At 63.8% G+C, this 26,591-nt stretch carries 24 protein-coding genes; 12 read left to right on the top strand and 12 right to left on the bottom strand.

Annotated features, from left to right (window positions below):
• Positions 1-251 precede the first annotated feature (251 nt).
• Complete coding sequence (locus KZJ38_RS20985; protein WP_219798059.1) at positions 252-617, bottom strand: BON domain-containing protein; 366 nt, start codon at positions 615-617, stop codon at positions 252-254.
• 388 nt (positions 618-1,005) lie between these two features.
• Between KZJ38_RS20985 and KZJ38_RS20980 the strand changes: the two genes are divergently transcribed.
• Positions 1,006-1,524: a c-type cytochrome gene (locus KZJ38_RS20980; RefSeq protein WP_219798058.1), complete on the top strand. Its 519-nt coding sequence runs from the start codon at positions 1,006-1,008 to the stop codon at positions 1,522-1,524.
• Between the two features lie 128 nt (positions 1,525-1,652).
• Here KZJ38_RS20980 and KZJ38_RS20975 read toward each other — a convergent pair whose 3' ends face one another.
• On the bottom strand, positions 1,653-2,396 hold the full coding sequence (locus tag KZJ38_RS20975; protein WP_219798057.1) for an SDR family oxidoreductase: 744 nt from the start codon (positions 2,394-2,396) through the stop codon (positions 1,653-1,655).
• 166 nt (positions 2,397-2,562) lie between these two features.
• Between KZJ38_RS20975 and KZJ38_RS20970 the strand changes: the two genes are divergently transcribed.
• Positions 2,563-3,495: a LysR family transcriptional regulator gene (locus KZJ38_RS20970; protein WP_219798056.1), complete on the top strand. Its 933-nt coding sequence runs from the start codon at positions 2,563-2,565 to the stop codon at positions 3,493-3,495.
• 16 nt (positions 3,496-3,511) lie between these two features.
• Here the strand turns inward: KZJ38_RS20970 and KZJ38_RS20965 are convergent, their stop codons facing one another.
• The 8 genes from KZJ38_RS20965 to KZJ38_RS20930 all read right to left on the bottom strand — a co-directional run bounded on the left by KZJ38_RS20965 (position 3,512) and on the right by KZJ38_RS20930 (position 11,194).
• Entirely contained in the window at positions 3,512-4,315 is an 804-nt protein-coding gene (locus KZJ38_RS20965; RefSeq protein ID WP_219798055.1) for a bestrophin-like domain, read from the bottom strand.
• A 221-nt stretch (positions 4,316-4,536) separates the two neighbouring features.
• The gene (locus KZJ38_RS20960) at positions 4,537-5,361 is read right to left on the bottom strand and encodes a c-type cytochrome (RefSeq protein ID WP_219798054.1); all 825 of its coding nucleotides are present in this window, start codon (positions 5,359-5,361) and stop codon (positions 4,537-4,539) included.
• Complete coding sequence (locus tag KZJ38_RS20955) at positions 5,358-6,983, bottom strand: b(o/a)3-type cytochrome-c oxidase subunit 1 (RefSeq protein ID WP_219798053.1); 1,626 nt, start codon at positions 6,981-6,983, stop codon at positions 5,358-5,360. The genes KZJ38_RS20960 and KZJ38_RS20955 overlap by 4 nt, the downstream gene beginning before the upstream one ends.
• On the bottom strand, positions 6,970-7,563 hold the full coding sequence (locus KZJ38_RS20950) for a cupredoxin domain-containing protein (protein WP_219798052.1): 594 nt from the start codon (positions 7,561-7,563) through the stop codon (positions 6,970-6,972). The genes KZJ38_RS20955 and KZJ38_RS20950 overlap by 14 nt, the downstream gene beginning before the upstream one ends.
• Before the next feature lie 9 nt (positions 7,564-7,572).
• A complete protein-coding gene (locus tag KZJ38_RS20945) occupies positions 7,573-7,746 on the bottom strand; it encodes a hypothetical protein (RefSeq protein WP_219798051.1) in 174 nt (57 codons plus the stop codon).
• Between the two features lie 68 nt (positions 7,747-7,814).
• Positions 7,815-9,212: a cytochrome c gene (locus KZJ38_RS20940; protein WP_219798050.1), complete on the bottom strand. Its 1,398-nt coding sequence runs from the start codon at positions 9,210-9,212 to the stop codon at positions 7,815-7,817.
• On the bottom strand, positions 9,209-9,970 hold the full coding sequence (locus KZJ38_RS20935; RefSeq protein ID WP_219800527.1) for a c-type cytochrome: 762 nt from the start codon (positions 9,968-9,970) through the stop codon (positions 9,209-9,211). Before KZJ38_RS20935 ends, KZJ38_RS20940 begins: the two co-directional genes overlap by 4 nt.
• Before the next feature lie 294 nt (positions 9,971-10,264).
• On the bottom strand, positions 10,265-11,194 hold the full coding sequence (locus KZJ38_RS20930; protein WP_219798049.1) for a LysR family transcriptional regulator: 930 nt from the start codon (positions 11,192-11,194) through the stop codon (positions 10,265-10,267).
• Positions 11,195-11,341: 147 nt separating this feature from the next.
• Between KZJ38_RS20930 and KZJ38_RS20925 the strand changes: the two genes are divergently transcribed.
• Positions 11,342-12,673, top strand: coding sequence for an MFS transporter (locus tag KZJ38_RS20925; protein WP_219798048.1), 1,332 nt, complete (start codon positions 11,342-11,344; stop codon positions 12,671-12,673).
• Between the two features lie 89 nt (positions 12,674-12,762).
• On the opposite strand, the gene KZJ38_RS20920 is transcribed toward KZJ38_RS20925, so the two are convergent.
• Positions 12,763-13,794, bottom strand: coding sequence for a porin family protein (locus KZJ38_RS20920; RefSeq protein WP_246641812.1), 1,032 nt, complete (start codon positions 13,792-13,794; stop codon positions 12,763-12,765).
• 628 nt (positions 13,795-14,422) lie between these two features.
• Between KZJ38_RS20920 and KZJ38_RS20915 the strand changes: the two genes are divergently transcribed.
• The 7 genes from KZJ38_RS20915 (at position 14,423) to KZJ38_RS20885 (ending at position 23,379) form a co-directional block, all read left to right on the top strand.
• A complete protein-coding gene (locus tag KZJ38_RS20915) occupies positions 14,423-15,055 on the top strand; it encodes a response regulator (protein WP_219800524.1) in 633 nt (210 codons plus the stop codon).
• Between the two features lie 174 nt (positions 15,056-15,229).
• Positions 15,230-15,910 carry a response regulator gene (locus KZJ38_RS20910; protein ID WP_219798047.1) on the top strand — a complete coding sequence of 227 codons (681 nt, stop codon included), beginning with the start codon at positions 15,230-15,232 and terminating at the stop codon, positions 15,908-15,910.
• Positions 15,911-16,105: 195 nt separating this feature from the next.
• On the top strand, positions 16,106-16,747 hold the full coding sequence (locus KZJ38_RS20905; RefSeq protein ID WP_219798046.1) for a response regulator: 642 nt from the start codon (positions 16,106-16,108) through the stop codon (positions 16,745-16,747).
• A 278-nt stretch (positions 16,748-17,025) separates the two neighbouring features.
• Positions 17,026-17,802, top strand: a complete 777-nt coding sequence (aqpZ, locus tag KZJ38_RS20900) for an aquaporin Z (protein ID WP_219798045.1) — start codon at positions 17,026-17,028, stop codon at positions 17,800-17,802.
• Between the two features lie 29 nt (positions 17,803-17,831).
• Positions 17,832-21,674 (top strand): ATP-binding protein, encoded by a 3,843-nt coding sequence (locus KZJ38_RS20895; RefSeq protein WP_219798044.1) that lies wholly within the window; start codon positions 17,832-17,834, stop codon positions 21,672-21,674.
• Between the two features lie 135 nt (positions 21,675-21,809).
• Positions 21,810-22,244, top strand: a complete 435-nt coding sequence (locus KZJ38_RS20890; protein WP_219798043.1) for a CHRD domain-containing protein — start codon at positions 21,810-21,812, stop codon at positions 22,242-22,244.
• A 175-nt stretch (positions 22,245-22,419) separates the two neighbouring features.
• Positions 22,420-23,379, top strand: coding sequence for an alpha/beta hydrolase (locus tag KZJ38_RS20885; protein ID WP_219798042.1), 960 nt, complete (start codon positions 22,420-22,422; stop codon positions 23,377-23,379).
• Here KZJ38_RS20885 and KZJ38_RS20880 read toward each other — a convergent pair.
• Positions 23,349-24,191 carry an EcsC family protein gene (locus tag KZJ38_RS20880; protein WP_219798041.1) on the bottom strand — a complete coding sequence of 281 codons (843 nt, stop codon included), beginning with the start codon at positions 24,189-24,191 and terminating at the stop codon, positions 23,349-23,351. The genes KZJ38_RS20885 and KZJ38_RS20880 overlap by 31 nt on opposite strands.
• A 182-nt stretch (positions 24,192-24,373) precedes the next feature.
• Between KZJ38_RS20880 and KZJ38_RS20875 the strand changes: the two genes are divergently transcribed.
• Both KZJ38_RS20875 and KZJ38_RS20870 read left to right on the top strand, forming a co-directional pair.
• A complete protein-coding gene (locus KZJ38_RS20875; protein ID WP_219798040.1) occupies positions 24,374-25,969 on the top strand; it encodes an MDR family MFS transporter in 1,596 nt (531 codons plus the stop codon).
• 87 nt (positions 25,970-26,056) lie between these two features.
• A complete protein-coding gene (locus KZJ38_RS20870; RefSeq protein WP_219798039.1) occupies positions 26,057-26,521 on the top strand; it encodes a MarR family winged helix-turn-helix transcriptional regulator in 465 nt (154 codons plus the stop codon).
• Positions 26,522-26,591 lie beyond the last annotated feature (70 nt).

Genomic DNA, 26,591 nt, shown 5'->3' with positions numbered 1-26,591 from the left:
GACGGAGAACACCCTGGCACATGCTTTATTCCGGAATCCGCTGATCTTTTTTAGTAGACGATCTTTCTGTGAAGGCTTTGTGTAATATTTACCCGATGTTGAGTCTTTCCCACGATGGCGATGCCGCAGGCGAAGCGCCATCGCGTCGCGCTGCTTCATGGCGCGCGCAAAAAACAACCCCGCGTCGCCGCGGGGTTGTTGGCATGTACCGAGCCGAATGCCGATGTCGCCATCGGCAAACCGGCGGCCGGTCAGTTGCCGCCGCCGCCCTGCACGCCGAGCGTGACCTTGTTGTTCACCGATTTCACGCCGGCGACGCCCTTCGCGATTTCGCCGGCCTGAGCGATCTGGTCGCCTTCCGGCACCGTGCCGGATAGCGTCACCGCGCCGCTGCGGGCCTTCACGAACACGTTGGACACATCGAAACCCTGCGCCTTCGCCATCGCGCGGCGCACGTCGCGAGCGAGCTTGCGGTCCGCCTTTTTCATCGTTTTCGCATCGGTCGTTGTTGCGGCCGACGGATTGGCCGTCGAATCGCTCGTCTGCGACCAGGCGCTCGACGACACCGCCACACATCCTGCAACAACCATCACCTTCACCAGATCGATCGCGTTCATGACAGCTCCTTTTGTCTCAGTTATTGGGGGGCCCGCGTGACGAATTGGAACAACAGAAAAGCAAAAATAAAAATAGGCAATCGCCGCCCTATTGCAAGACCAATCTGGCCTATAGCCGATTTGCGGCACGGACAGTATGCACGCGCCGCTCAGTAAATGCATCGCGTGTTTTGCGCAAGCCGGAGCGCGACCATTCGTCCGGTAAAGCGAAGCGCGCGGAATCGCATTTATCGCGCATTTCGATTTAACGGTTTGTCGTTTAAGCGCGCGGAATAAAGCGATTTTCAACGGTGTTGTTTGCGGCAAGGCGGCGACGTTCCGCCCCCGACGAAAACCAGCCCGCGGGCAACTCTCCCGCGGCGTCCCCCAACCGTTGGAGAACAGTGAGATGACGGACAACCATTCGAAATCAGCTTCGCCCGTCGGGCGCGCGTCGCGCGACCCGCATGTGGTGCGCAGCCTGCGCCCGGCACACGTTGCGCGCCGCGCGATGAACGCGCTTTACCTGCTGGCGCTGCCGCTTGCGCTTGCGCCGGCGGCCGGCTTCGCCAAGCCTCCCGTCGACCCGGAAGCTGCGCTGATTGCACATGGCAACTACATCGTGCATCGCGTCGGCATGTGCACCGACTGCCATACGCCGAAGGACGCGCACGGGCAGTCGATTGCCGCGCAGGACCTGCAGGGCGCGGAGCTTCATTTCACGCCGGACGCACCGGTGCCGGGCTTTACCAACCGCTCGGTCAGGCTTGCCGGCCTGCCGGCCGGCTACACCGAAGCGCAACTCGCGACGTTTCTCGAAACCGGCCACACGCCGAGCGGCGGAACGGCGCGTCCGCCGATGCCCGATTACCGGCTGAACGAGCACGATGCACGGGCGGTGGCGGCTTACCTTCACTCGCTCAATTAAGCGGCGCGTGATGCTTGCGGGCGCCTGACGTCTTTGACTGAGCCGTTTGCAGGACCTTCAAACTGCTGATTCAGGTCCTTCGCCCATCGCGTCGTTCGTCGTCCTACGCCGCCGTGCGCCGCCTGCTTTTACGCGGCGCCACCGTTCGCACGCAGGATCTGTCCGTTGACCCATGCGCCGTCAGGGCCGGCGAGGAACGACACGACCGCCGCGATTTCATCGGGCCGGCCGAGGCGTTGCAGCGGCGGGATGTTCGCGAAAGCCTGGATCTGCTCTTCGGTCTTGCCCTTGTAGAACAGTTCGGTGCCGACCGGGCCCGGCGCAACCGCGTTCACCGTGACGTTGCGGCCGCGCAATTCCTGCGAATACACACGCGTCAGCGCTTCGACCGCGCCCTTCGACGCGTTGTACAGCGCATAGCCGGGCTTGTTGAGCCCGATCGACGTGCTCGAGAAATTGATGATGCGGCCACCCTCGGCGATCCGCGACCATGCTTCGCGCATCGTGTTGAACGTGCCGCGCACATTGGTGTTCATCGTCTGCTCGAAGGCGTCGTCGGTGGTGTCGTTGAGCGGCACGACCTTCATCACGCCGGCATTGTTGACGAGCACGTCGACCTTGCCGAGTTCTTTCTCGACCGTGTCGAACATGCGGCGCACATCGACGGGGTCCGCCACGTCGGCCTTGACGGCAATCGCCATCGCGCCTTCCTCACGCAGTTCGGCGACGAGCGCCTCGGCTTCTTTCGAACTCGATGCATAGTTGACTGCAACGGCGAACCCGTCAGCCGCGAGCCGCAAGGCGACTGAAGCGCCGATGCCGCGTGCCGCGCCGGTGATGAGAGCCACTTTTTCGTTCTTGATCGCGTTCATGATTCGTTCCCTTTGAAGGTGTTGAGCTGGTGAAACGAATGATGGATGAAGTGCGCACGCAGATAATCGGGTGTAAATTGCCATAATCATTCCGTTTGCTTTAACAAACGGAAACGACGCGGGACTCAACCCCGGAACTCACCCCCCCGGCGCGACGGAGCGGAACATGGATCGGTTTCAGGAAATGCAGGTCTTCGTGCGGATCGCCGAGCGGCAAAGCTTCACGCGCGCGTCGGACGATCTGCAGATTCCGCGGGCGACCGTCACGAACCTCATGAAGCGGATGGAGGAGCGCCTCGGCGCGCGGCTGCTCGAGCGCACGACCCGTTCGGTGCGCCTCACACACGACGGCGAGGCGTATTACGCACGCTGTCTGCGGCTGCTCGCGGACCTCGACGAAGCCGAAGGCTCGTTCCGCCATGTCGCACCGAAGGGGATGTTGCGCGCCAACCTGCAAGGCACGCTCGCGCGCTACTTTGTGATGCCGGCCTTGGCGCAGTTCATTAGCCGCTTTCCGGAGATCGAACTGCATCTCGCCGAGGACGACCGTTTTGTCGACCTCGTGCGCGAAGGCGTCGATTGCGTGCTGCGTGCGGGAACGCTGCAGGATTCGTCGATGGTCGGGCGGCGTCTTGCGCGGCTCGAACAGGTGACGGTCGCGAGCCCCGCCTATCTCGACGTGTACGGCGAACCGCACAGCCTCGACGAACTGCGCGCGCATCGCGCGGTGAACTTCGTGTCGAGCGCGAGCGGCAGCCCGATGCCGTTTGAATTTACCGTCGACGCTCGCGTCACCGAGGTCGCCATCGGCGGGATTGTCGCGGTGACGTCGGCCGATCTGTACACGGGAGCGGCACTGTCAGGCCTCGGGCTCGTGCAGGTGCCGCGCTACCGGATTGCCGATGAACTCGCGCGCGGGCAATTGAAGATCGTTCTGGAGCACTACGCGCCGCCGCCGATGCCGGTCACGGTGCTTTATCCGCAGAACCGGCAACTGTCGTCGCGCGTGCGGGCCTTCGCGGACTGGCTGCGCGAAGTGTTCGAGACGGCCGCGCCCTCTGCGGCGGGACCCACAACGGCAGCGACAGGAAAAAAATAACTCGCCGTCTACGCTGCTAGCGGTTCAAATGCGACAGCGCATCGCGCATCGGCTGGCTCGACGTGGTGAGCGGACCGGTCAGCGGCGTATCGAGGTCGACAATCACATACATCGCCGACGCGATCGACACCGCGCCGAGAGAGATCATCACGAGCGCGAGCGCATTGCGCGGCGCGATCAGCCCGAAGCTCAGAAAGATCACGAACAGCCAGAACGCGAGCGTCGTGAGGAACGGCCGCGAGATCGAGCTATGCACCTCTTCGAGCAGCTTCCAGCGCGCGGCCACCAGCTGGTCGAACTGGCTCAGAATCTGGTCGAGCGCATGTTGCTGCGCGGCGTTTTGCACCCTCAGGTTGCGCGCCTCCATCGTCGCGGCGTTGAGCATTTCGCCGAGTTCGATGCTTTCGAGGTGGTTATAGACGGTCGATGGAAACGTGCGCTTGGGGTAGTAATTGCCGGGCGGCGGAGGCTCGGTCGGCCACGTCGACACGATCGCTTCGGCCGTATAGACGCGCAACATCGTGCGCACCGGTTCGGCCTCCGTACCGTATTCGCGCAAGGTCTGATCGAGCTGGATCAGGTCCGACGCGTAGGCGCGAAAGTCGTTGCCGACCGTATCGAAGCTGTTTTTGGCGGAAGCGGTAAGCAGACCGAGCACGAGCGCCGCGAACGTCACGAGCATGCCGATCACGAGCTGGATCAACTGAACGGTTTCATGCGCCTTGTGTTCCTCCGGCAGGAGCGGCCTGACGAACCAGCCGATCGCGGTGCCGATGAGCAGCACGACGAACACAATGAGCGCTGACGTGATTTCCTGCATCGGAAGGGCTCCGTGACGCGAGACATGGCGGCGCGTACAAAGCCCCTGCGGTGACGATGCAATGATGCGGGAACGATGCAGGGACGATGCGGGCGCAATCAATCCGGCAATGTGCCCCTATCGTGCGTGAAGTGCAATGCGTGTCTTCCTGAACGTTGCGGACTGGTCACGGTTCACTTCGCGGCTCACTTCGCGGTTCACTTCGCGGTTCACTTCGCGGCTCACGGCTGTGCTGCGTAGTACTTCGCAACGCCGTCGATTTCTTCCGGCGTCATGTTGCGCGCGACGTTGCGCATCTGTTCGTTGATGTCGTTGCGGCGCTGGCCGCTTGCGAATAGCTTCAGTTGTCCCGCGAGATAGACCGACGACTGGCCGCCGAGCCACGGCGCCGCGCCCTTGCGATCGTGCTCGCCGTGACAGGCGGCGCACGGCGCGATATTGCGCATCGGGTCGCCCTCGTTGACGAGCTTGCGGATGGCCCGGCTTTCCGCGCTGTTTTCCGCGCCCGCCGCTACTCCGCCTGCTTCCGCGGGATCCGGCCGCGGCAGCGACGCATAGTAGGCGGCGAGGTCGTGCAGATCGCGGTCGTTCAGATTGCGGATGATGGGCGGCATGATCGAGTTCGGCCGCTGGCCGCTCTGGTAGTCGCGCAGCTCCTTGTAGATCACATCCGCATACTGGCCCGCGAGCACGGGCGCCGTGACCATCACCACGCCTTGCACGCCGTGGCACATCGAGCAGTTCTGCGCGAGCGTCGCGCCGCGGCCGATCGATACCGCGTCGGCATGCGCGCGGCGCAGCGGCGGCAGCACGATCACATCGCTCGGCGGTGCACCGGCGATCTCAGGCGCACCGCTGTACCACGACTCGGGCACGCCCGCCGCGCGGCAGATCGTGGCCCACAGGCCGCCGCGCGTGTAGTCCGGATGTTTCGACGGCAGCCAGATAAAGCCGATCAGAATCGCGACGATCGCGATGGCGAGCGTATAGCCGACGCCCGCGGTGAACCAGCGATTGCGCAAGCTGAATACGCGCTCTTCACTCATCGCGACGCTCCTACCGCCACCGCGGGCACGGACGTTTGCGGTAGCGTCATCAGCTGCACAATCGGCACGCTGTAGTTGACGACCGTGAGACCAATCATCAGCGCGACCCACAGGCCAAAGCCGTTGAGCGCCGCCGGCACGCGGTCGACCGGATGCGCGGGCACGCTGAAGCCGAACGGCTTCGGTTGCTCGATGGGACCGAATTGCCCCTTTACGAGGATATAGATGAACATCAGGCCGGAGATCACGAGCACGAGTCCGCCGAATGCCGACATGGCGACCCATACGGCCTGCGGCGCGATGCCCGGCGCGCTGTAGTCGTAATACGCCATGCGGCGCGGCGCGCCGAGCAACCCGACGTAGTGCCAGGGAATCGTCACGACCATCATGCCGATGAACCACAGCCACAGCTGCGCGCGTATCAGCCCGATGTGACCGAGTGCGCGGCCCGTGAGCTGCGGCCACAGCTCATAGGCGATCGCGAAGTACATGATGACGATCGCGCCGCCGAAAATCAGATGGAAGTGGCCGGTGACCCACTGCGTGTTGTGCACCGATTCGTTCAGCTGATAGCTCATGTTGATGAGCCCGCCGGCGCCGCCGAAGCCGAGCATGATGAACGAGAACGCGATGACGAGCATCATCGGGTTCCGCCAAGGCAGGGCGGCGAGCCAGCCGAATGCGCCCTTGCCGCCGCGCAGCCGGCCCGCGATTTCCACCGACGCGCAGATCGTGAACACCGTGAGCAGCGTCGGCACCGACACCATGCCGGTGAACACCGCGTGCAGGAACTTGAAGCCAGAGCCGACCTGCGGATCGGCGAACAGATGGTGAATGCCGATCGGCATGGCAAACACGAGGAACAGGATGAACGACACGCGCGCCATCGAATCGCTGTACAGGCGCCCGCCGATCGCGCGCGGCACGAGCGTGTAGTAGGCGATATACGCGGGGACGAGCCAGAAGTAGACGATCGCGTGCAGCGTCCACGAGAACAGCACACGCGCGAGGCCGGCGTCGATGGTCGACTTCAGACCGAGCGCGACGGGCAGAATCTGGAACAGGATCTCGGCGGCAGCGCCGACGGCGGTCCACGCCCACAGATACGCGCCGGCGACATTCGCGAACATGGCGAGCGGCACCGGCTTGCCGGGATTCGCGCGTTTCCACACGCGCAGGTTCACGTGCATCAGCGCGACCCAGATCCACGAGCCGACCACGACCAGTACGACGCCGATGTAATAGAACGCGTTGCCGACCATCGGCGGATAGAACGTGTAGAGCACCGATGCGCGGCCCATCGCTACGGGAATCGTCGCGACCACGGCGCCGATTGCGAGCAGGATAAAACCGGCCCAGCCCCACTTGAGGCCGACCAGCGCCTGCTTCAGCGCGAGTTCGACGATCGCATAGCCGAAGCCCATCGCGACGAGCGTCGGCAGCACGTACGCCATCACCGTGCCGTGCTCGGTGACCGAACGGTAGTAGAGCTCGGGGTTGCCGACCCACGGATGCAGCGGGCTGCGCACGAGCATCTGCCAGGCGCCGAGAAAGAGCGCGATGATGAACGCGATAAACGCGAGCCAGAAATGCGCGAGAACGAGTCGCCTAGCGTGCAACACAGCTGAGCCTCCGGTTTTGTCGTGCCTGCTCGAAGAAGGCGGCCTTGTCGATCACTTTCACGTGCGCCCACATCGTCTGATGGCCGAAGCCGCAGAACTCGTGGCAGGGCATCAGGTGCTCGCCGGGTTTGTCGAAGTGCGTCGTGAGCGTGGCGACGTAGCCGGGCACGACCATCGTGTTCACATTGGTGTCGGCGATCAGCAGGCCATGCACGACGTCCGCGCTCGTCGTGCGCAGTGTGACCGGCGTATCGGTCGGCACAAGCAGGCATTGCGGCGTGAACGAGTATTGCTGCGCGATAAAACGCACGATGACCGAGCCGTCGGGCTCGACCGCGCTGCCGAGATTGCTCTCGACGAACTCCCCGGACATTTGCAGCCGCGACGGATCGATGGTCTCGACGCGCGAGGGCGGCATGATCGCCCAATGCAGGCCCGTGAACACCACGACGACGAGCATCAGCACGATGATCGCGCCGGCGAACCAGGCCCAGCGGCGTTCGGCGAGGGCGGCAATACGTTCGGCGGCATGCTTGCCGCCCGGTGGGCCGTTTTGATGATCGGAAGGTTGGCTCGACATGATTAGCGATTACTGGATGACGCCGCGCGGCAGGAATACGACAAAATAGAAGCCGATCCAGATCGCCAGCACGACGAGCGTGGCGACGCCGGCGAGCGCGATCGCGCCACTCGGTCCGGCGGCGACGATGCGCTCGACGTCTTCGTCGGAAGCGCCGGCACTGGAGGATTCGTTGACGTCCATCTGCATGATCTCCCGATGCAAGGGGTTCGGCGCGCCGGGCGCCGTTAGCCTACCCGTGCCGCGCGTTTTCAGCGCAGCGGCGCGTTGCGCAAATCGTTGACTTCTTTCGGCGTCACCGGCAGCCCGTGATTGCCCCACGCGGTGCGGATATACGTGACCACCGCAGCCGCGTCGGCATCGTTCAGTTCCTGCGCGAACGGCGGCATGCCGTAGGGTTCGGGGTTGCGCCGCGTGCCGGGCGGGAAGCCGCCGTTCAGCACGATGCGGATCGGGTTGACGGCCGAGTCCATTTCAATCGACTGATTGCGCGCGAGCGGCGGGTAGTGCTGCAGCTTGCCTTCGCCGTTCGCGCCGTGACACATCGCGCATTTGTCCGCGTAGATATGTTCGCCTCGCGCGAATATCTTCGGATCGGCCTTTGCCGACGGGCCCGTCTTGCGGCCGGGGTCGTTGTCCGGCAGCGATTTCAGGTAGATGGCCATCGCCCTGGCGTCTTCGTCGGTCATGTACTGGAGGCTGTGATAAGTCACTTCAGCCATCGGCCCGTACACCGCGCCGCGATCGGAGATGCCCGCTTGCAGCAGGTCGACGATGTCCTTGATGCTCCAGTCGCCGAGGCCGCCGTCCTTGTCCGAGGTCAGCGACGGCGCGTACCAGTTCTGCACTGGAATCAGGCCGCCGGCGAACTGCTTGTCGCGTGAAGAGCCGCCGAGCAGGTTGATCTTCGTGTGGCACATCGTGCAGTGGCCGAGCCCTTCGACGAGGTACGCGCCGCGGTTCCATTCGACCGAGCGCGTCGGGTCGGGCTTGAACTCGCCTTCGCGGAAATAGAGCGAGCGCCAGCCGATCAGCAGATCGCGATGATTGAACGGAAAGCGCAGCTCGTGCGGACGGTTCGGCTGATGTACGGGCGGCACCGACATCAGGTACGCGAAGATTGCATCGGAATCCTCGCGCGTCACCTTCGTGTATTGCGCGATCGGCATGGCCGGGTAGATGAGCTTGCCGTCGGGCGCCTTGCCGGTGCGCATCATCTTGAAGAACGCGTCGGCGCTCCATGTGCCGATGCCGTATTGCACGTCCGGCGAGATGTTCGGCGAGTACAGCGTGCCGAACGGCGTGTCCATCGCGAGGCCGCCGCCGAAGGTTTTGCCGCGCGGCGCGGTGTGGCAGGCGACGCAGTCGCCGGCGCGCGCGAGGTACTCGCCGCGGATCACGATTTCCGGCCGTTTGTCCGGGGCGCTCGCGGGCGTGCTTGCAGTTGTGTTCGCCGCCGCAGTGGTTCGGGCTGCTTCGGCGGCCTGCGATTCGGCTATGAACGGCGTCTGTGCGAGCACGGCAACGCTGGCGAACGCAGCGATGGCGAGAATGCTTCGGGCCGCGAAATTTTGCCTCGTGGCGACCTGTGTCGCAAACGACCGGCTCATGCGCTTGATCAATCGGGCGGGATAGAGGATCGGCTTCATTCCGGTTGACTCCCGCATGCCATCGGCAGCCGCCCCGTTTGCTTCGGCGCGGGCGTCGGATCTTCGGGCCTCGGCTGCCTCGCGAGCCAGCTCGACACCGCCGTGATATCGCGGTCCGTCAGCTTGACGGCGATCGTATGCATGCAGTCGGGCGCGATCGCGTGACGCGTGCCCGAGCGCCATGTGCCCATCTGCCCGGCGATATAGCTCGCGTGCAGGCCGAGCAGGCCGGGAATGCCGGGCTGCGTGCCGGTCAGCCGCGCGCCGTGGCACGACGCGCAGGCGGGCAGCTTGCGCGACGGGTCGCCTTGCGTCACGAGCTTCTTGCCGTACTCGAGCACGCTGGCGGGCAGCGGCTGCGTGTCCGGGTTCGGATACGGCGGCTGCAATGCGGCGAAGTATTCGGCGATCTTGTGCAGGTACGGGTCGGGCAGAAACGCGAGCAGATAGCCCATCGGCGGATAGGTGCGGCCGCCGTCGCGAAACGCGATCAACTGGTTGAACAGATAGTCCGCCGGCTTGCCGGCGATGCGAGGAAAGTAATCGTTGTTGCGGCCTTGTCCCTGTACGCCGTGACAGGTCGTGCACGCATGCATGCGTTCGTCCATGGCCGATGGCATCGATGCGGCCATGCCTGAGGTTGCGGTTGGCGTTGCAGTTTGCGTTGCGGTCTGGGTCGCGGTGGATGCCGCTGCGGCCGCGCCGCCTGCATCGGCGGCGAAAGCCGGAATGGCCGCCTCTGCCAGTAACAGGCTCATAAAAAGCACGACCGATATGCCGACAGTTCCGCGACGCACGAGTGGCCTCGTAGGTAGTGAGGGTTGGTTTCTACTTCGTATAGTTTTTGCACCCTCGCGGGAGCTGAGCGCCCCGCGACAGTCTGCTACCTGCTACTGCGAATCCTATCCATCATACGTGCCCTCGTTTGAGCTTTCAACGAAGGGTGCTTGATCCTTTTGATCCATGTCTATTAACGAACGGATTTAATCGCGCGCGGGCGAATTGCCATGTGTGTGACATGTTCGCATTCACAGGTCGACGCAGATTCAGACTTAGATTCCGGCGAGCAGTCGCGCGAATGCCGCGCGTGCCTGGGTGACGCGCTCGTTCTCTCCGACACGAGCCGGCAGCAGATGGAACTCGACCAGGGGCAGTGGCGGCAGACCGAGATTCGCCGCGCATGGCACGAGGCCCGCGCCAAGCGACGATTCGTTGAGACATGAAATGCCCAGACCCGCCTTGAGCGCGAGTTGCAGGCCCGCGACGCCCGATGCGGAATGCGATATCACGTAGGGCACCTTGCGCTCGTTGAGCACCTTGACGATGAAACGCTGCAGCTGGCAAGTCGACGGCAGCAGCACGAGTCGCAAAGGCGATGGGTGATCCGACGCATGGGGAGTCGCGAGTGCGAACGTGCGCGAGTCGGCATCGGCGCTCGTGACCCACAGCAGCTTCTCGCGCCGCACGACGGTGCTTGCCTTGCGCGATGCGCCTGCCGCCGCACGCCGGTTGCCGGGTACGACGATACGCAGCGACAGGCCGATGTCGAACGCGGCATCGTCGGCTTCGCCACTGTCGATGACGGCGCTCGGCAGCACCGTCACATGCAGCTTGAGGCGCGGATGCTGTTCGGAGAACGACTTCAGCACGCGCGCGATGTCGTGCGGACGATAGTAGTCGGTGACCGCGACGCGCAGCTCGCCGTCGAGCGAGCGGCCCTGCAGGTCATCGAACGCCGCCTCGCTCATCGCGAGAATACGGCGCGCATGCTCGAGCAGCCGCGCTCCGGCAGGTGTGGCCGTGACGCCGAGCTTGCCGCGCAGAAAGAGCGGCTGGCCGGTGCGCTCTTCGAGCTTTTTCAACTGCTCGCTGACCGACGACTGCGACAGGAAAACGCGTTCGGCGCCCGCCGATACGCTGCCCGCTTCGGCGACCGCGACGAAAGTCCGCAACTGGTTCAGATCGAATGCGCGTTGATTCATGGTTGTGATGTGGCTAGCAAAGACCGAAGAACAAGGGCCACCGATGGTTTCGGATTATCCGATACATGGCATTGAATATTCCCGCTTTTCCGATGGATGGTCGCCCCGTACGATCGCTGCTGTCAATGCCTTTTGCGGAGAGCGGCAATGCGGTGCGAACGAGGTCTGAACAATGCGGCCCGCGGGATGGGCCATCGATGGAAGGTGCTAGGCGTAGGCTTCGCCGCCAATGCGAGCTTTGCCGCGGCGTTCTCGGGCATTCCGGCGACCGCGGTGTATCTGCGCGCCGACTATCACCTCGCCAATGGCGGTTTGGGCCTCGTGCTCGGCATGCTCGGGCTGGGCATTGCGTTGAGCGAAGTGCCGTGGGGACTGCTGACCGATCGCTGGGGAGATCGCCGCGTGCTGCTGCTCGGCCTTGCGTCGACGGGTGCCGCGTTGGCCGCGATGATGGTGTTCGCGGCGCCGCGCGGTGGTGATGCGCCTGCTCATGCGTCCACTGCGGCGGCTCACGTACCGGGCATCGTCACGCTTGCCGGCTGGTTGCTCGCGGTCGGCTTGTTAGGCGGCAGTGTCAACGGTTCGAGCGGCCGCGCCGTGATGGCCTGGTTTGCCGAGGGCGAGCGCGGACTCGCAATGAGCATCCGGCAGACCGCGTTACCCGCGGGCGGCGGGATCGGTGCGCTGGTGCTGCCTGCGTTGGCGTCGCATGGCGGGTTCGCGAGCGTGTTCGGCGTGCTTGCGCTGTTGTGCGGCGTGACCGCGGCGTTCACATGGCATTGGTTACACGAGCCGCCGCCGTTGCCTGCGTCGGCGCTTGCAGCAACGTCGATGCACTGTGCGCGCCCCGCAGGCTCGCCGTTGCGCGATTCCAGCGTGTGGCGCGTCGCGCTCGGTATCGGCGTGCTCTGCGTGCCGCAGATCGCCGTCGTCACGTTTGCGGCTGTCTTTCTGCACGACTTCGCTCACGCGAATCTCATGACGATCAGCGCGACCCTCGCGATCGTGCAAGCCGGTGCAGCCGTCGCGCGTGTCTGGAGCGGTAGCTGGACCGATCGACGCGGCAATCGGCGCGCGTACCTGCGCGCGTGCAGTCTCGTTACTGCGTTGCTGTTTGCGTTGATCGCGATCGTCGCGATGCGGATGACGGGCGCCGGCCCCCACGGAGAAACGCAGCGTGTGATGCTGGCGGGCTTGCTCGCCGTGTCCGGCCTGTGCGCATCCGCCTGGCACGGCGTCGCGTTCACGGAGCTCGCGACGCTCGCCGGCACGCAACGCGCGGGCACCGCGCTCGCGATGGGCAACACCGGCGCGTTCATGACACTGTTTGTGACGCCACTGACTATTCCGCTGCTATTGTCAGCGGGATCATGGCCCGCGGTGTGGGCGGCGGCGAGTCTGTGCGCGCTTGCTGCGATACCCGTGTTCCCGCGGCCGGTTCCGCGCGCGACGGTGCGCTCGACGCCGGCTCGAGTCTGACAGCGTCCGATATGCCTTCCTTCCCGGACGCGCGAGGCTCGCGTATCCGCGCGTACGTCAGTGCGAGGCTTCGCATGAAGCGGTATCGGTCAGAACCGGTAGCCGATACCCGCCTGAATCATGTCCGCATCGAGGCTGTTGCGCGTGACCACGCGGTTCCATGTGAGCCGCGTGAGCCAATGTTCGCTGAGCCGATAACTCGCGGAGAGCGACACGAGTCCCGATACCGTGCCTTTGATCCCGTCCGAGCCGGGCGAGTTGAACGTGTCGATCGCGTAGTAGGCGCCCGCGCCGACCGCAAGCGTCAGATGTTCATTGAAGAACGCGCGCGTCAGCCAGAGCTGCGTGGCGAGCCCGTTGCGCCGCACCGCGGCGGGCACGTTCTCGTGCATGTAGGACGCCGTCCAGTCGAGGTACTTGAGGAGCCCTCGCCGGTACTCGACGCTCGTCGAGAAGCCCGATTCGGAGTCGAGCGAGTTCTTGATCGTCTCGCCCGCAAGCACCGTGAATTCGTTATTGGTCACACGGTCCTTGCGCGCGACCGGACGGTCGCGCGGGCCTGGTTCGTCGGGTGCGTCGAGCTGATAGCCGACGCCGAACAGCACGCCTGTCGTATTCGGTCCACCGTTGAGCTGCACGCGGTTCAACTGCAGCTGCATGATCCAGCGACTCGACGTGTAATACGCAGCGCGCACGCTCATCAATGCGCCCCAGCCGTGGTTATTCATGAAGCCGTTCGGGCCGTCCGACACGGTATCGGAGTATCGATAAGGGCCGACGCCGGCCGACAGCACGAAGCGCCGGTTCTCGAGCGGCAGGCGCCCCCAGAGTTGCACGCTCTGGCCGTCGCGATGATGATCGGGCAAGTGCCCTTCGTTGAGCCATGTGATGCCGAGCGCCGCGTACTTGCCGAGCCCCTCCTGATAGTCGAACGCCCACGAGTACGTATGTGACCCCGCGCCGGTCAGGGCTCCGCCGAACAGTGCGAACTCCTGCGCGCTTGCACGCTGCGCGTGGCACGCGCTAGCTCCGACGAGTACGGCGGTAAGCAGACGGAGCAACCGGGCGCTCGATGCACGGGCAGTCAACTGAGAAATCGGTACGCCAGGATCGCCAAACATCAAACGAGCCACCGGCACGTCCTCCTAGGCAGGGAATTAAAAGAAAAGCAAGGCATTGGCACACATTGTCTGATTTAACAATCGTTCAAGTCAGATATACCTGATGTCGCGCTGTCTATTACCGACACTCTGCCACAGTGGCCTCAAACATGCAGATTCGTGCTCAATCTGAAATCGCAACGATCAAGGAATTGATAAGAATTGACAAGACGATCAGGCGCTTTAGCCAGCTATCTTGGGGCATCCGTGAGTGGATGACGGATTGCTTCGGAACATTCTCTGCGAATTTTCAGACATTCCTTCAAAGAAAAATGAAACTTGGGACTCTGAAATTAAATAGGTTAACTTGGTAATCCCGATCGGTTATTTTATTGGTTCCTTTCGAATCTTTGACGTTTCGGAACTCTCTGATTCTAATTTCTTACGCAAAATGTTTTGATTACGATTCCCGCACGCCTTTTGCCGCCTCTGTTGGTCCTCGAGCACCAACGGTCTTAAGCACCCTTGGCCGGAAGTCCATACAGGCCGCAATGTCGAAGCCCCCCGTTCTCCATGTCATGGCGAACGGGCGCGTCAGGAACACCAACAACAAACAAATACCGAGGGAGCATCCGTGAAGCTAAGAGTCATTCTGGCGGACGACCATCCGTTCGTTCTGCTCGGCATCCAGGCCACGCTTGCCGGGCAGTGCGATGTGCGTGTGGTCGGCGAAGCAACCAGTCCGTCGTCGCTATTCGAAGTGATGCAAACCACCGCATGCGACGTGCTGGTCACCGATCTCGCCATGCCGAACGAATCAGGCGATGCCGAAGACGGCCTGCGCCTGATCCGGCGCATACGCAGTGACTGGCCGCAGGTGCGCATCGTCGTGCTGACAAGCCTGACCAATGCAGCGATTCTCCGTTCGATCATCGCGGCCGGCGTGCTCGGCATGCTGAACAAAATCGAGTCGATGGACGAACTCGCAGCCGCGATTCGCGCTGCCGGTGCGGGGCGCTCGCACGTCAGCCGCTCGGTGCGCGATGCGCTCTCGTCCGCCCATGGCGAAACCTTGAACCTGTTGCCGATGCGCGATCTGTCGCCGCGTCAGACGGAGGTGCTGCGCATGTTCGCGCGCGGCCATTCGATCTCGGAGATCGCACAGCATCTCGGCCGCGACGTGCGCACGGTCAGCCGTCAAAAGCGCGACGCGATGGCGAAGCTTGGCGTGAACAACGATCCGGGCCTGTTCGCTTTTGTGCGCGCGCACGGTCTTACATGACGCGGTCTTAGATGGTCCGAAATTCTTTAGCTATCGAATGTGTTTTGTTGCGAATTCTCATTGCTAATTCGGAGCAATCTTATGTCTGTCCGGCATTAAATGCATGATTCTCGCCGGATACAGCTAACGCTCCGTTATTTGGCCTTAGGACACGGATCAAAAGGAGCTTTTTCAATGAATGCCAGGAACGACATCACCGCGCCAGTTCGAACGATCATTGCCGACGATCATCCGCTCGTGCTGCTGGCGATTGAGAATCTGATGTCAACGTATCCCAACATGGAAGTCGTGGGACGCGCTACAGATTCTTCGCAGTTGTTCGCCGAAGCGGGGCGAGTGTCGTGCGATCTGGTTGTCATGGATCTGTACATGCCCGGTGGCACGTTTGGCGACGGACTCGACATGGTTCGCGAATTCAGGGCGCTGTTCCCGGAAATCGTGCTCGTCGTGCTGACCATGGAAACCGAGGCGGAGGCCCTGCAGAAGGTTATTGCGCTCGGCGTCGGGGCCGTTGTCAGCAAGCGTGACCGGATCGACCTGATTCACGTCGCAATCATTACCGCACTGGCACGCGAGTGCTATCTCGGGCCCGCCATCCGCGCACTGCTCGCCGATGCAACGATTGCGCGCAGACTCGACTACGTCCGTCAGATGCTGACCCGGCGCGAGCTTGAAGTTCTGACTCACTATGCGTCCGGCTATGGCGTGACTGAGATCGCTTCGAGACTTGGCCGTAGCGTCAAGACGATCAGCGCACAGAAGTGCGCGGCGATGCGCAAGCTGTCGCTGCATACCGACGCGGACCTGTTCAGGTTTGCCGTCGAACATGGCGTCGTTTCCGCTGATCGTCCGTAGGCCGCATTCGGCCACGCATCGATCGCACATCCATCGCGCCTGTAGACCATCGCATTGTCATGCTCGCTGTTTGACGCCGTCAGGCGGCGACGAACGGGGAGCATGACGTGGTGCGGGGGAAGCAGGCGTACTTGTGGCACAGATCCCGGGGATTCGCAGTGTGCGGGGCTGTCCACACGCACACACAAGAAGAACATGAATCAGACTATCCGGATCATCGTCGCCGATGATCACAGCACGGTTCGCCTCGGCGTCAGCACGTTGCTCGATAGCGTCGCCCATATGCGGGTGGTGGGCGTGGCGTCAGACACGCTCGAGCTTGCTGGACTGCTCGATACGTGTCCGTGCGATCTGATCGTCTCGGACATCGGCATGCCGGGCATCGACGGCGAGAGCAACGCGATCGTCTTTCTGCGGCGCACGCTGCGCTTCATGCCTCAAGTGTCGATCGTCATTCTGACGATGATCCATCAAACCAGAACGCTGACCGGCCTGTTGCAGATGGGCGCCGCCGCGATTGTCGACAAACGTGACGCCGCCGCTTCGCTGATTGCGGCAATCGATGCCGCGCATGCGGGCCGTCGCTATTTATCGAAGCACGTCCGCGAAGCGATCGGCGACGCCGCGAAAGCGCAGCCCGGCGCCGCGGTGCTCAGCGCGCGCGAGTGGGAAGTGTTCAGGCTCTACGTGGAAGGCCTGACGATCCAGCAGATTGCCGAGCGCCTCGCGCGCAGCGGCAAGACGATCAGCACGCAGAAGCGCAACGCGATGCGCAAGCTGGGGCTCGATACCGAACTCAGTCTGATTGCCTACGCGAGGCAGATCGGTTTGACGTGACAGGGGTGGCGTGACCCGGAACGCGCGTCTTCGTTGCCTCACGCAGCGAACATCGAACAAAGTTCACACACTTCTTCAGCGTTTCCTTCATTTAAGAATAGTCCGATTAACCTCGCGCGGCCTCGACTTGACAATTTGCGGTCGCGCCCGGCCGCAGCCGGACGTGCCGCGCCCAGGGACGATTCGTTATGCACAACGATATGCGAGTGGCGCAACACTGAGGGGTAGCCATTGCAGGCTGGCCTTCGTCGACACATGACGCATGGACGGGAATCGCAATGGCAAGCCTGGGTAAACGGTTGGTAGTCGAAGGCGCCGGTACGGCCTGGCTCGTATTCGTCGGTTGCGGCAGCGCGGTGCTGAATGCGGGGGCGGTGCAGCAGGGCTGGGGCGTGCTCGAAGTGCCGTTTGCGTTCGGACTTGCATTGACTACGGCAAGCGCGGTGCTGGGACGCATCTCGGGGGCGCACTTCAATCCCGCTGTGACGGTCGGTTTCGCGACGGCACAGCGTTTCCCGGTTCGCGATCTGCTGCCGTATATCGCGGCGCAACTGATCGGCGCACTGCTCGGCGCCGCGCTGCTCGCTTACGTGGCGAGCGGCCGCCCCGGTTTCGATCTGACCTCGAGCGCATTCGGTGCGAACGGATACGACGATCATTCGCCGTTCGACTACCGGCTGCGTGCGGCGCTTTCCGTCGAGTTCGCCATGTCGTTCGTGTTTGTCTTCGTCAATCTGACGATGGCTGCGCGAAACAAACGGGCGTCGTTTGCACCGTTCGTGATCGGCGCGTGCTTCACGCTGATCTATCTGATTGCCACGCCGGTAACCAACGCATCGGTCAACCCCGCGCGCTCCACCGCCGTCGCGCTCTTCGTCGGCGACTGGGCGCTCGACCAGCTGTGGCTATTCTGGGCGGCGCCGATGGCCGGCGGCTTGCTCGCGGGGCTGGCGTATCCGCTGCTCTGCGACGCGGGCAACGCAGGCAACGCAGGCAATGCAGGCAACGCCTGTGGCGCGCGCCAGGACGCGGCTGCGCCCCGCGACTTCCGCTGATGCCGGGCCATGACCGCGGCGAGCGCGCAATGAAGCAGATCGACAACGACAGCGACCCGCGCTCCCGGTTTTACCGCTCCGTCGGGCGCTCACTGTGTCGCTGGATCGTGCGCGCGCTGATTCTGTTGGCCCTGTTCGCAATCTATCGGGCGGTGATCGCCGCGCCTGCTCCAGGCGATGCGGCGTCATCATCCGACGCGCGCGGCGCACACGGCTTTCCTCGTAGACTGACCATCGGCGTACTCGCAAGCGGATGGTCGCCGTTCGAAGAGTTCGACGACGGTGAATTGACCGGCTTGAGCGTCGATTACCTGCGCGCGCTTGCGGGCCCCAGTGTCGAATTCGATGTGAAGATCTTCGCGGACATGCCGCGACTGCTGGCCGCCGCATGCGCGAATCAGGTCGATGTGTTGATGAGCGTCGCGCGCACGCCGGAACGCGAGCATTGCGTCGCGTTCACAGCCCCGTACTTCGAAGCATCGACGTCCGTCGTCATCCGCGCGAACGATGTCGACGCGGCCGAACGCGTGCGAAGCGGTGACGTGCGCGTCGCGGTCGAACGCGGCTTCCTGCTTGAAAGCCTGTTACGCGAGCGTTTTTCGCGCGCGCACATCGCTACATACGAAGACACAGCGGCGGCCTTGCATGCGGTCGAACGCGGCGACGACGATGTCTACTTCGGCTACACGCCGGCGGTGCAGCACTACCTCGCGCACCACGAATTCGCCGCGCTCAGGGTGGTAGCGGAAGAGCGGCCGCGTAACAGCGACTTGCGTTTCGCGGTGCCGCGCGGCCGGACGGCGTGGCGCAACGATCTCAATCGCGCGTTGACGGCGCTGCCGCCGGGCGAAGCGCTCGCCATTCGCACACGCTGGATCGCGAACACGCATGGCCCGCACGCGGTGTCCAGCATGCCCGCCGGCGACCCGCGCAAGGACGGCAATCCGACCGTCACCGCCTTACGCTTGCTGCCGCTGCTGATCGGCATCGGCGTCACGCTGCTCGTGACCTTGCGCGCCTATTCGCTGCTGCAGCGCGAGGTGCGGCGACGCGAACAGACCGAACGCGAGCTCGCCGCCCAGCTGAACTTCCAGCAGACGATGATGGAGATGGTGCCGTATCCGCTCGTCGCGAAAGATCTCGAGGGCCGCTATATCGGCGTCAATCAGGCATTCGAGCGGTTGACCGGCTTGAGCCGTACATCGGTGATCGGCCGCATGAGCGCCGATGTGCTCGCGTGGGGCGAAGAGAACATCGCCAGCCTCGAACGTTTGACCCAGCATTCGCTCGCGACCGGCGAGCGCGCGGAAGCCGAACTGCAGTTTCGCGATCACGCGGGCCAACCACGCCATGGCCAGTTTTCGGTCTGCATTTGCCACGACGTGGATGGCGCGCCGTCGTGCGTGCTCGGCACGCTCGTCGATATCACCGACATTCGCCGCGCCGAGATGCTCGCGCGCGAAACCGAACGGCGCCTCTTCGACGTCACCCGTTCATTGCCCGCTGTTGTTTTCCAGTTGCGGCGCGCGCCCGACGGTGCGTACTCGTTCCCGTATATCGGCGGCGACACGAAATACTGGCTCGGCCGCGACAGCGGCACGCTGATGCGCGGCGGCGTGGTGAACTTCGGCCGTGTGAGTGTCGAAGACCGGCCGCTCGTGATGGCCGCACTTGAGCGCTCGGCGAGCGCGGCCGAGCCGGTCCATCTCGAGTTCCGGATGACGCGCATCGACGATTCGCGCTGGGTGCGCGCCGAACTCGTGCCGCGCACCGAAGCCGACGGCGGCACAGTCTGGAGCGGCTATTGGGTCGACGCGAGCGCGGAGCGCCTGCGCTCCGACGAACTTGCGCGCGCCCGCGATCTCGCCGAAGCGGCGTCGCGTGCGAAGGACGACTTCCTCGCGATGATGAGCCACGAAATCCGCACACCGATGAACGGCGTGCTCGGGCTCGTCGAAGTGCTCGAGCGCACGCGGCTCGATGCGGATCAGGGCGAGATGCTGCGGATGATCCACGAATCGGCGGGCGCACTGCTGCAGATTCTCGACGACCTGCTCGACTATTCGAAGATCGAAGCAGGGCGGCTCACGATCGAAACCGAGCCGCTCGATTTGCGCGATATGGTCGACACGGCCGTCGGGCTGCTCGCCGCGCGCGCGCATGAAAAAGGGCTGAAGGTGCGCGTCGATGTCGAGCCGCAGGTCGCGGCTGTGGTGCGCGGCGATAGCGTGCGCTTGCGGCAGATCCTTTTCAATCTGCTCGGCAATGCGATCAAGTTCACGCCATCCGGCGAGGTGGATCTGCACGTGGCGGTCGTGCCGCATATCGGCGCGGGGCCCATGACGCAGGCGGTGCAGATTACTGTCGAGGATACCGGCATCGGTATCGCGCCCGACGTGCAGGCGCGTCTTTTCGAGCCGTTCGTGCAAGCCGAGACATCGACGACGCGCCGCTTCGGCGGCACGGGTCTTGGGCTGACGATCTGCCGCAAGCTCGTCGACCTGATGGGCGGCACGCTCGAACTGCACAGCACGCCTGACGTCGGCACGCGCATGACATTGCAACTGTTGATGCCGGTCGAAGCCCAGAGCTATATGGTCGGCGGCTTGCGCGGCAAGCGCGGCCTCGTGGCGGTAGCCGATACGCGGGTTCAGCAGGCGCTGCTGCATTTCGGCGCGGCGCTCGGCGTTGAACTGCGTGCCGTGTCTTACGGTGCGCCGGAACTGCGCGACATGCACGCGCTCGCCGCTGTCGATCTGGTGTTTATCGGCGACGGCTTCGACGTGGCAGCGCATGCGCTGCCGCACTCGCGCGTAATTTGCCTCACCGAAAAGCCGAAGCCGACCGGTTATCGGATCGTCGACGATACCGTGCGCGTGAGCATCAATCCGATTTCATGGCGCGGGCTCGGCGCAGCATGCGCGGCAGCATTGACTGGCCTTGCGGTGAAGCCCGCACGCGAGCGCGCGCGTGGCGAGCACGTGGCGCAAGTCACGCCGCCCGATCGCGAACGCGCGATTGCGAGCGGCCGGCTCGTGCTGGTCGCCGAAGATCATCCGGTCAACCAGGAGCTGATCCGCCATCAGCTTTCGCTGCTCGGTTTTGCGTGTGATGTAGTGAACGACGGCGAAGAAGCGTTGCAGGCGCTCGAACGCACGCGCTACGGCTTTCTGATTACCGATTGCCATATGCCGAACCTGTCGGGTTACGAGCTGGCGCGCCGCATACGTGCAAAGGAAGCGAATGGTGCGGAAGGACGCGTCGCGGCGCATCTGCCGATCGTCGGCATTACGGCGAACACGGCCGCCGAAGACCTGAAAGCATGCCGCGACGCGGGCATGGACGATTGCCTGATCAAGCCGACGCGGATCGCGACGTTGCGCGAGCATCTGAGCCGCTGGTTCGCGGCGGACGGTCATCGCAAGCCAGCGCGCGACAACGCTTCGGTTACCCACAGCGATAGCGTTTCATCAGAATCCGGCGCCGTACCGTCAGCCGACAAAGAACGCCACGACGCATCGGCCGAGCCGTTCGTGCCCGTCGACCTCGCTCATCTGACGCGCATCTGGGGCAGCGAATCGACGGTGAAAGCGCTGCTCGATTCGTTCGTTTCCTCGGTGCGCGACGATGTGCGCGCGTTGCCGCCGCTGCTCGAAGCGCCGGATGTCGACGCGTTGCGCGCCTGGCACCATCGTGTGGCGGGCGCGGTCGGCGTGCTGCAATACCCGCCGCTCTTTAGCGTGCTCGAAGACTATCGCCGCGGTATCGCCGGCAGCGAGCCCGAGCGTTTGCGTGTCGACGGCCTCGCGCTCGTACGTAAGTGCAATGCAATGCTCGACGGCATCGAAGGGCAAGCGGCGCTGCTCGCGTAGCGCGACGTCGCGCATCGCGATTCCATCGCAAGCCTTGGAATGCTGAAAGCGCGCTCCATGCTGCCATATGCGTGCCTTCGAATTCATCTAGTATGTCCGCAGAAGTTCGACACGGACACGGATTCGGAGATAACGATGATGGCCATTCGTAAGTTGAAGCTTGCTGCAATGTTGTTCCTGCTTGCCTCGTGCGCCGCCTATGCGGACACCGTCTCGCTGAAGGCCGATCTCCAGCCGTCGAGCGAAGTGCCGCCGCGCGTGAGCCATGGTCACGGCATGTTGAACGCCACCTTCGATACGACGACAAGTTCGCTGCAATGGACGGTCACGTACGACGGCTTGTCCGGACCGGCAACGGCCGCGCACTTTCACGGCCCGGCGCCGGTCGGCCAGAATGCGTCGATCGTCGTGCCGATCGACAAGAAAGCGCTCGCGAATCCGATCAAGGGCTCGGCGACGCTCACCGAACAACAGGTGACGGACCTGATGGGTGGCCAGTGGTACTTCAACATCCATACCGCGCAGAATCCGATGGGCGAAATTCGCGGGCAGGTATTGCCGGCGAATTGAGCGCGGCGAACCGCTGCGCCGCAGGCCATAAGTACAGAACCGGCACACGAGCCTCTTCGTTTTGAACCGAGCCGGTTCTTTCTCTCTCCCGGCATTCCGCTGCGCCTCACCCTCGACGCGCCGATCACGAACACACGTACCATGTATCGATGTCCCATCGATGGAGCGTGTTCCGATGAGTTGGCAAAGCGCGTTGGCCTGCTGGATTCTGCGTCGTCATTTTTTGCCGCACACACAGCGCCCCGAAGTTAGCGCCGAACACGCGCGCGCCATGACTGCGAAGCGTGTCTGGTCGCCGCGTGTACCGCGCGGCTGGCAGTTGCGTGAGCAGTACGGAGAAAGCGACCGGCCGTTGCGCGGCGAATGGCTCGACCCTGTAGCAACCGTCGGCTCGGCGCGCGTGCCGACTATCCTTTATCTGCACGGCGGCGGCTATTACTTCTGCTCGCCGCGCACGCATCGCGCGGTGTCGTTCGGTCTTGCGGCGCGCACAGGCGCGCGCGTTTTCTCGCTCGACTACCGGCTTGCGCCCGAGCATCGTTTCCCCGCGGCGCTCGACGATGCGACTGCCGCGTACCGCCGTCTGATCGCAGCCGGCGCATTGCCGCAAACGGTCGTGATCGCTGGCGACTCGGCCGGCGGCGGCCTCGCGCTCGCCACGCTTGTTGCATTGCGCGACGCCGGCGATCCACTGCCCGCGGGCGCACTGCTGTTCTCCCCGTGGACCGATCTCGCCGCAACGGGCGCGTCGATCCAGACCAACGACGGCGCGGACCCGATGTTCAGCGGCGCTTCGGTCGCCCGCGCGGCAAAGCTTTATCTCGGCGACACGCCCGCGACGCATCCGTATGCATCGCCGCTCTACGCGGACATGCGCAACCTGCCGCCGCTTTTCATCCAGGCCGCCAGCACCGAAGTGCTGCTCGACGACGCGCGGCGCGCCGCCGCGCGCGCGACGCAAGCGGGCGTGGCGGTCGAATTCGAGGTCTGGCCGAAGGTGCCGCACGCGTGGCACTTGTGGTCGCCGTTCCTGCCCGAAGCACGGCGCGCACTCGACGATGCCGCGCACTTCGTGCGCCGCGTCACGCCGCTACGCGACGCCGCTCAAACGCCGGGCAAGGCGTCGATGGCCTGATACGCAGCCTGTACCGCGTCCAGACCGTAACGCCGCTCGAGCCGCCGCACCGTGAAGTGGCCGTGCGCGATGTGCTGAAAGTGATCCATAAACACGGTGTTGACCATCGCGCCCAGCACCGCGCCGATTGCGGGAATCGACTTCGCCGCGACCTGCTCGCTGACCTGCACCGAGAAGCGCGACGCGATCGTGTTCAACAGACGCAGCAGCGCCGCGGACCCATGCGACGTGAACCCCTTCGACGCAATTTCCGACGACGCCTTCGACACCGCCTGCGCGAGCGCGCCGCGCATGATGAAGTAACCGTAGTCGGCATCGTCGTCGGCTTTCGACGTGCTGCCCATGCCGAGCACGGTCAGACACTGCAGTTGCGTATCGATCGACGCGAGATCTTCGCCCTCGCTGCGCGCGATGTCGCAGATCGAGCGAAACATCAAGGTGGTCGTGACCGGCAGTTCGACCGGCAACGCGAGCATGCCGAACGCGCCGCCCGCGGCGCCCGTCGTCGCGACCGCGAACTTGTGCAGCAGATTGCTCGGCTTGTCGTTGGCCGCGAGCGGCACCGCGCGGCCTAGTGTGCGCAGCGCGATCTGCAGGCACTTGCGCAGCGCCGCTTGCGTCGCATCGTTGACCTTTTCATTCGCGGCAGCCGGGATCTTCGCGAGCAGCTTCTCGATCGGCGAGCCGACGATACCCGCGAGCTTCATCGCGAGCGCCGGGCTTTCGAGCTCGTGCTTCGCGCGCCGCAGCGCGTTCAGGTCGTCGGGCGACAGTGTTTCTGCTTCAGACGATTCAGACGAAATCGGATCCATGTCACTCCTTGAGACAGGCGAATAGCGGCCGCGCATTCTGCTGCGCGTGTTGCAGCGCATGTCGCCGCTTATCGTGCGCGTTATGACGACGACGCATCGCCGGCAGGTTCCCCGCAAGATTAGAGCCTGGCAGTATGGTATGATTCCACATCGTTGACTCGTCAACAGTTGTGCCGACAAAAATGGCCGTCCATACCGCCGCTCACCATTCGAGTGGGCAAGTATTACCGTTCCGGGAGTCGCTGCTTGCGATGCTCGGCGTTTCCTTTGTCTCCATGCTCGTTGCGCTCGACCAGACCGTGGTCGGCACGGCGCTGCCGACCATCGTCGCAGAACTCAGAGGCTTCGAGCTCTACGCATGGGTCGCCACCTCCTATCTGCTGACTTCGGTCATCACGGTGCCGATCTTCGGGCGTCTCGGCGACTACTACGGGCGCAAGCCGTTCGTCATCGCGTCGATCATCGTGTTTACCGGCGCGTCGGTGTTATGCGGCGCGGCGAACAGCATGCTGTTCCTGGTCCTCGCGCGCGGCCTGCAGGGCATCGGCGGCGGCATGCTGGTCGGTACCGCGTTCGCCTGTATCCCCGACCTCTTTCCCGACTCGGTCGTGCGTCTGCGCTGGCAGGTGTTGATGAGCACGGCGTTCGGCATCGCCAACGCGGTCGGGCCATCGCTCGGCGGTTTTCTCACGCAGTATTACGGCTGGCGTTCGGTGTTTTACGTGAACATTCCGGTGGGCCTGATCTCGCTGATCTTCGTGTGGCGCTATCTGCCGCATTTGCGGCACGTCGCGCATCAAGGCAAGATGCGGCTCGACTGGCCCGGCGCACTGCTGATCGCACTCGCGCTGGGAAGCTTGCAGCTCTTCGTCGAAATGCTGCCAAAGCATGGCTTCAGCGTTTCAACGGTCGGGTTGCTTGCCGTCAGCGTCGCGTCGTCATATGCGCTATGGCAATGGGAAAAGCGCTTTCCGCAAGCAATCCTCCCGGCCGACATGTTCAAGAATCGCAGTCTGAACGCGCTCTTCGTGCTGGCGGTGCTGGCCGGCTTCTCGATGTTCTCGATTCTGTTTTACGCGCCGCTGCTGTTCCAGGGCGGTTTCGGCATGTCGCCGAACGAGGCGGGACTGGTCATTACGCCGCTCGTCGTGTTCATTACGATCGGCAGCATCGCGAATGGACGGGTCGTTTCGCGTGTGCGCAACCCGAATCTGATGCTGTATATAGGCTTTGTGCTGTTGACGGTCGCATGTCTCGGCGCCGCGATGTCGATGCGCACCATGCCGCACTGGCTGCTGATGATGCTGATGGTGCTGGCGGGTCTGGGCCTCGGCTTCGTTTTGCCGAACCTGACGATCTTCGCGCAGCAGACCGCGGGCCGCGAGCATTTCGGCATTGCAACGGCGCTGCTGCAGTCGCTGCGCATGATCGGCGGCATGATGGGCACGGCGATCACCGGCACGCTGGTGACGCAGATGTACACGCACGGTGTGCGCAATGCGCTCGAGAACGATAATGCGAGCCACTGGTACCACGCGCTTGGCGATCCGCAGATCCTGATCGATCACGGCGCGCAGGCGAGCCTGCTCGATCAGCTGCATCGGGCGGGTCACGACGGCGCGGTTCTGCTGGAAGCGGCGCGCAGCTCGCTAGTCGGCGCGATTCATATGGGTCTCGCGATCGCCACGCTGGTCGCGCTGGCGTCGGTCTGGCAAAGCCGGCGCGTGCCGCCGGTGAAGCTGACGCGCAAGCTCGAGCCGACCGTCGCCGCGGAATGACCGGTTGACTGGCGCGTCGCGTTGACGTGTATGGGCGCGCAGATCGGCGCTATCGATAGTTCAATGACTTGGGTTGGGTAGCAACTAATGGAAGAACAGGACCGGATCGCGATCCTTCATCAGTTTGGCCGCACGTATCGCGCGTTCATGTCGGCGTTCGAGGCGCAGGTCGGGCATCCGATGCCGCGCTGGCGGATCATGCTCGCGTTGTACGAGCAGGACGGCGAGTCGTCGCAAAAGCGGCTCGTCGAGAAGCTGCGCGTCGATCCCGGCGCGCTGACGCGGCAATTGAAATCGCTGGAAGCGCTCGGCTGGATCGAACGCAGCATGGACGCACGCGACAATCGCGTCACCAATGTGCGGCTCACCGATGAAGGCCGCGCGGCAATCGAAGCGAGCCTGCCCAGCCGCAATGCGTTTTTGCACGAGACGATGGCGACGCTGCCCGAAGACGCGCTCGCAGCGTTGTCGAACGCGTTGGGCATGCTCGAAGCGCGCATCGGCGAGGTGGCGGCAGGGGTGCCGGCACGCGCAGCCGAAGCGGGCAGCTGACGAGCGCGGCAAAAGAAATCGCACTCGTCGCATCAAGCAAAAACGGCGGCACGCAAAATGCCGCCGTTTC

The organism is Paraburkholderia edwinii, from assembly GCF_019428685.1.
GTDB classification, from domain to species: domain Bacteria; phylum Pseudomonadota; class Gammaproteobacteria; order Burkholderiales; family Burkholderiaceae; genus Paraburkholderia; species Paraburkholderia edwinii.
This window is presented reverse-complemented; position numbering and strand designations above follow the sequence as displayed.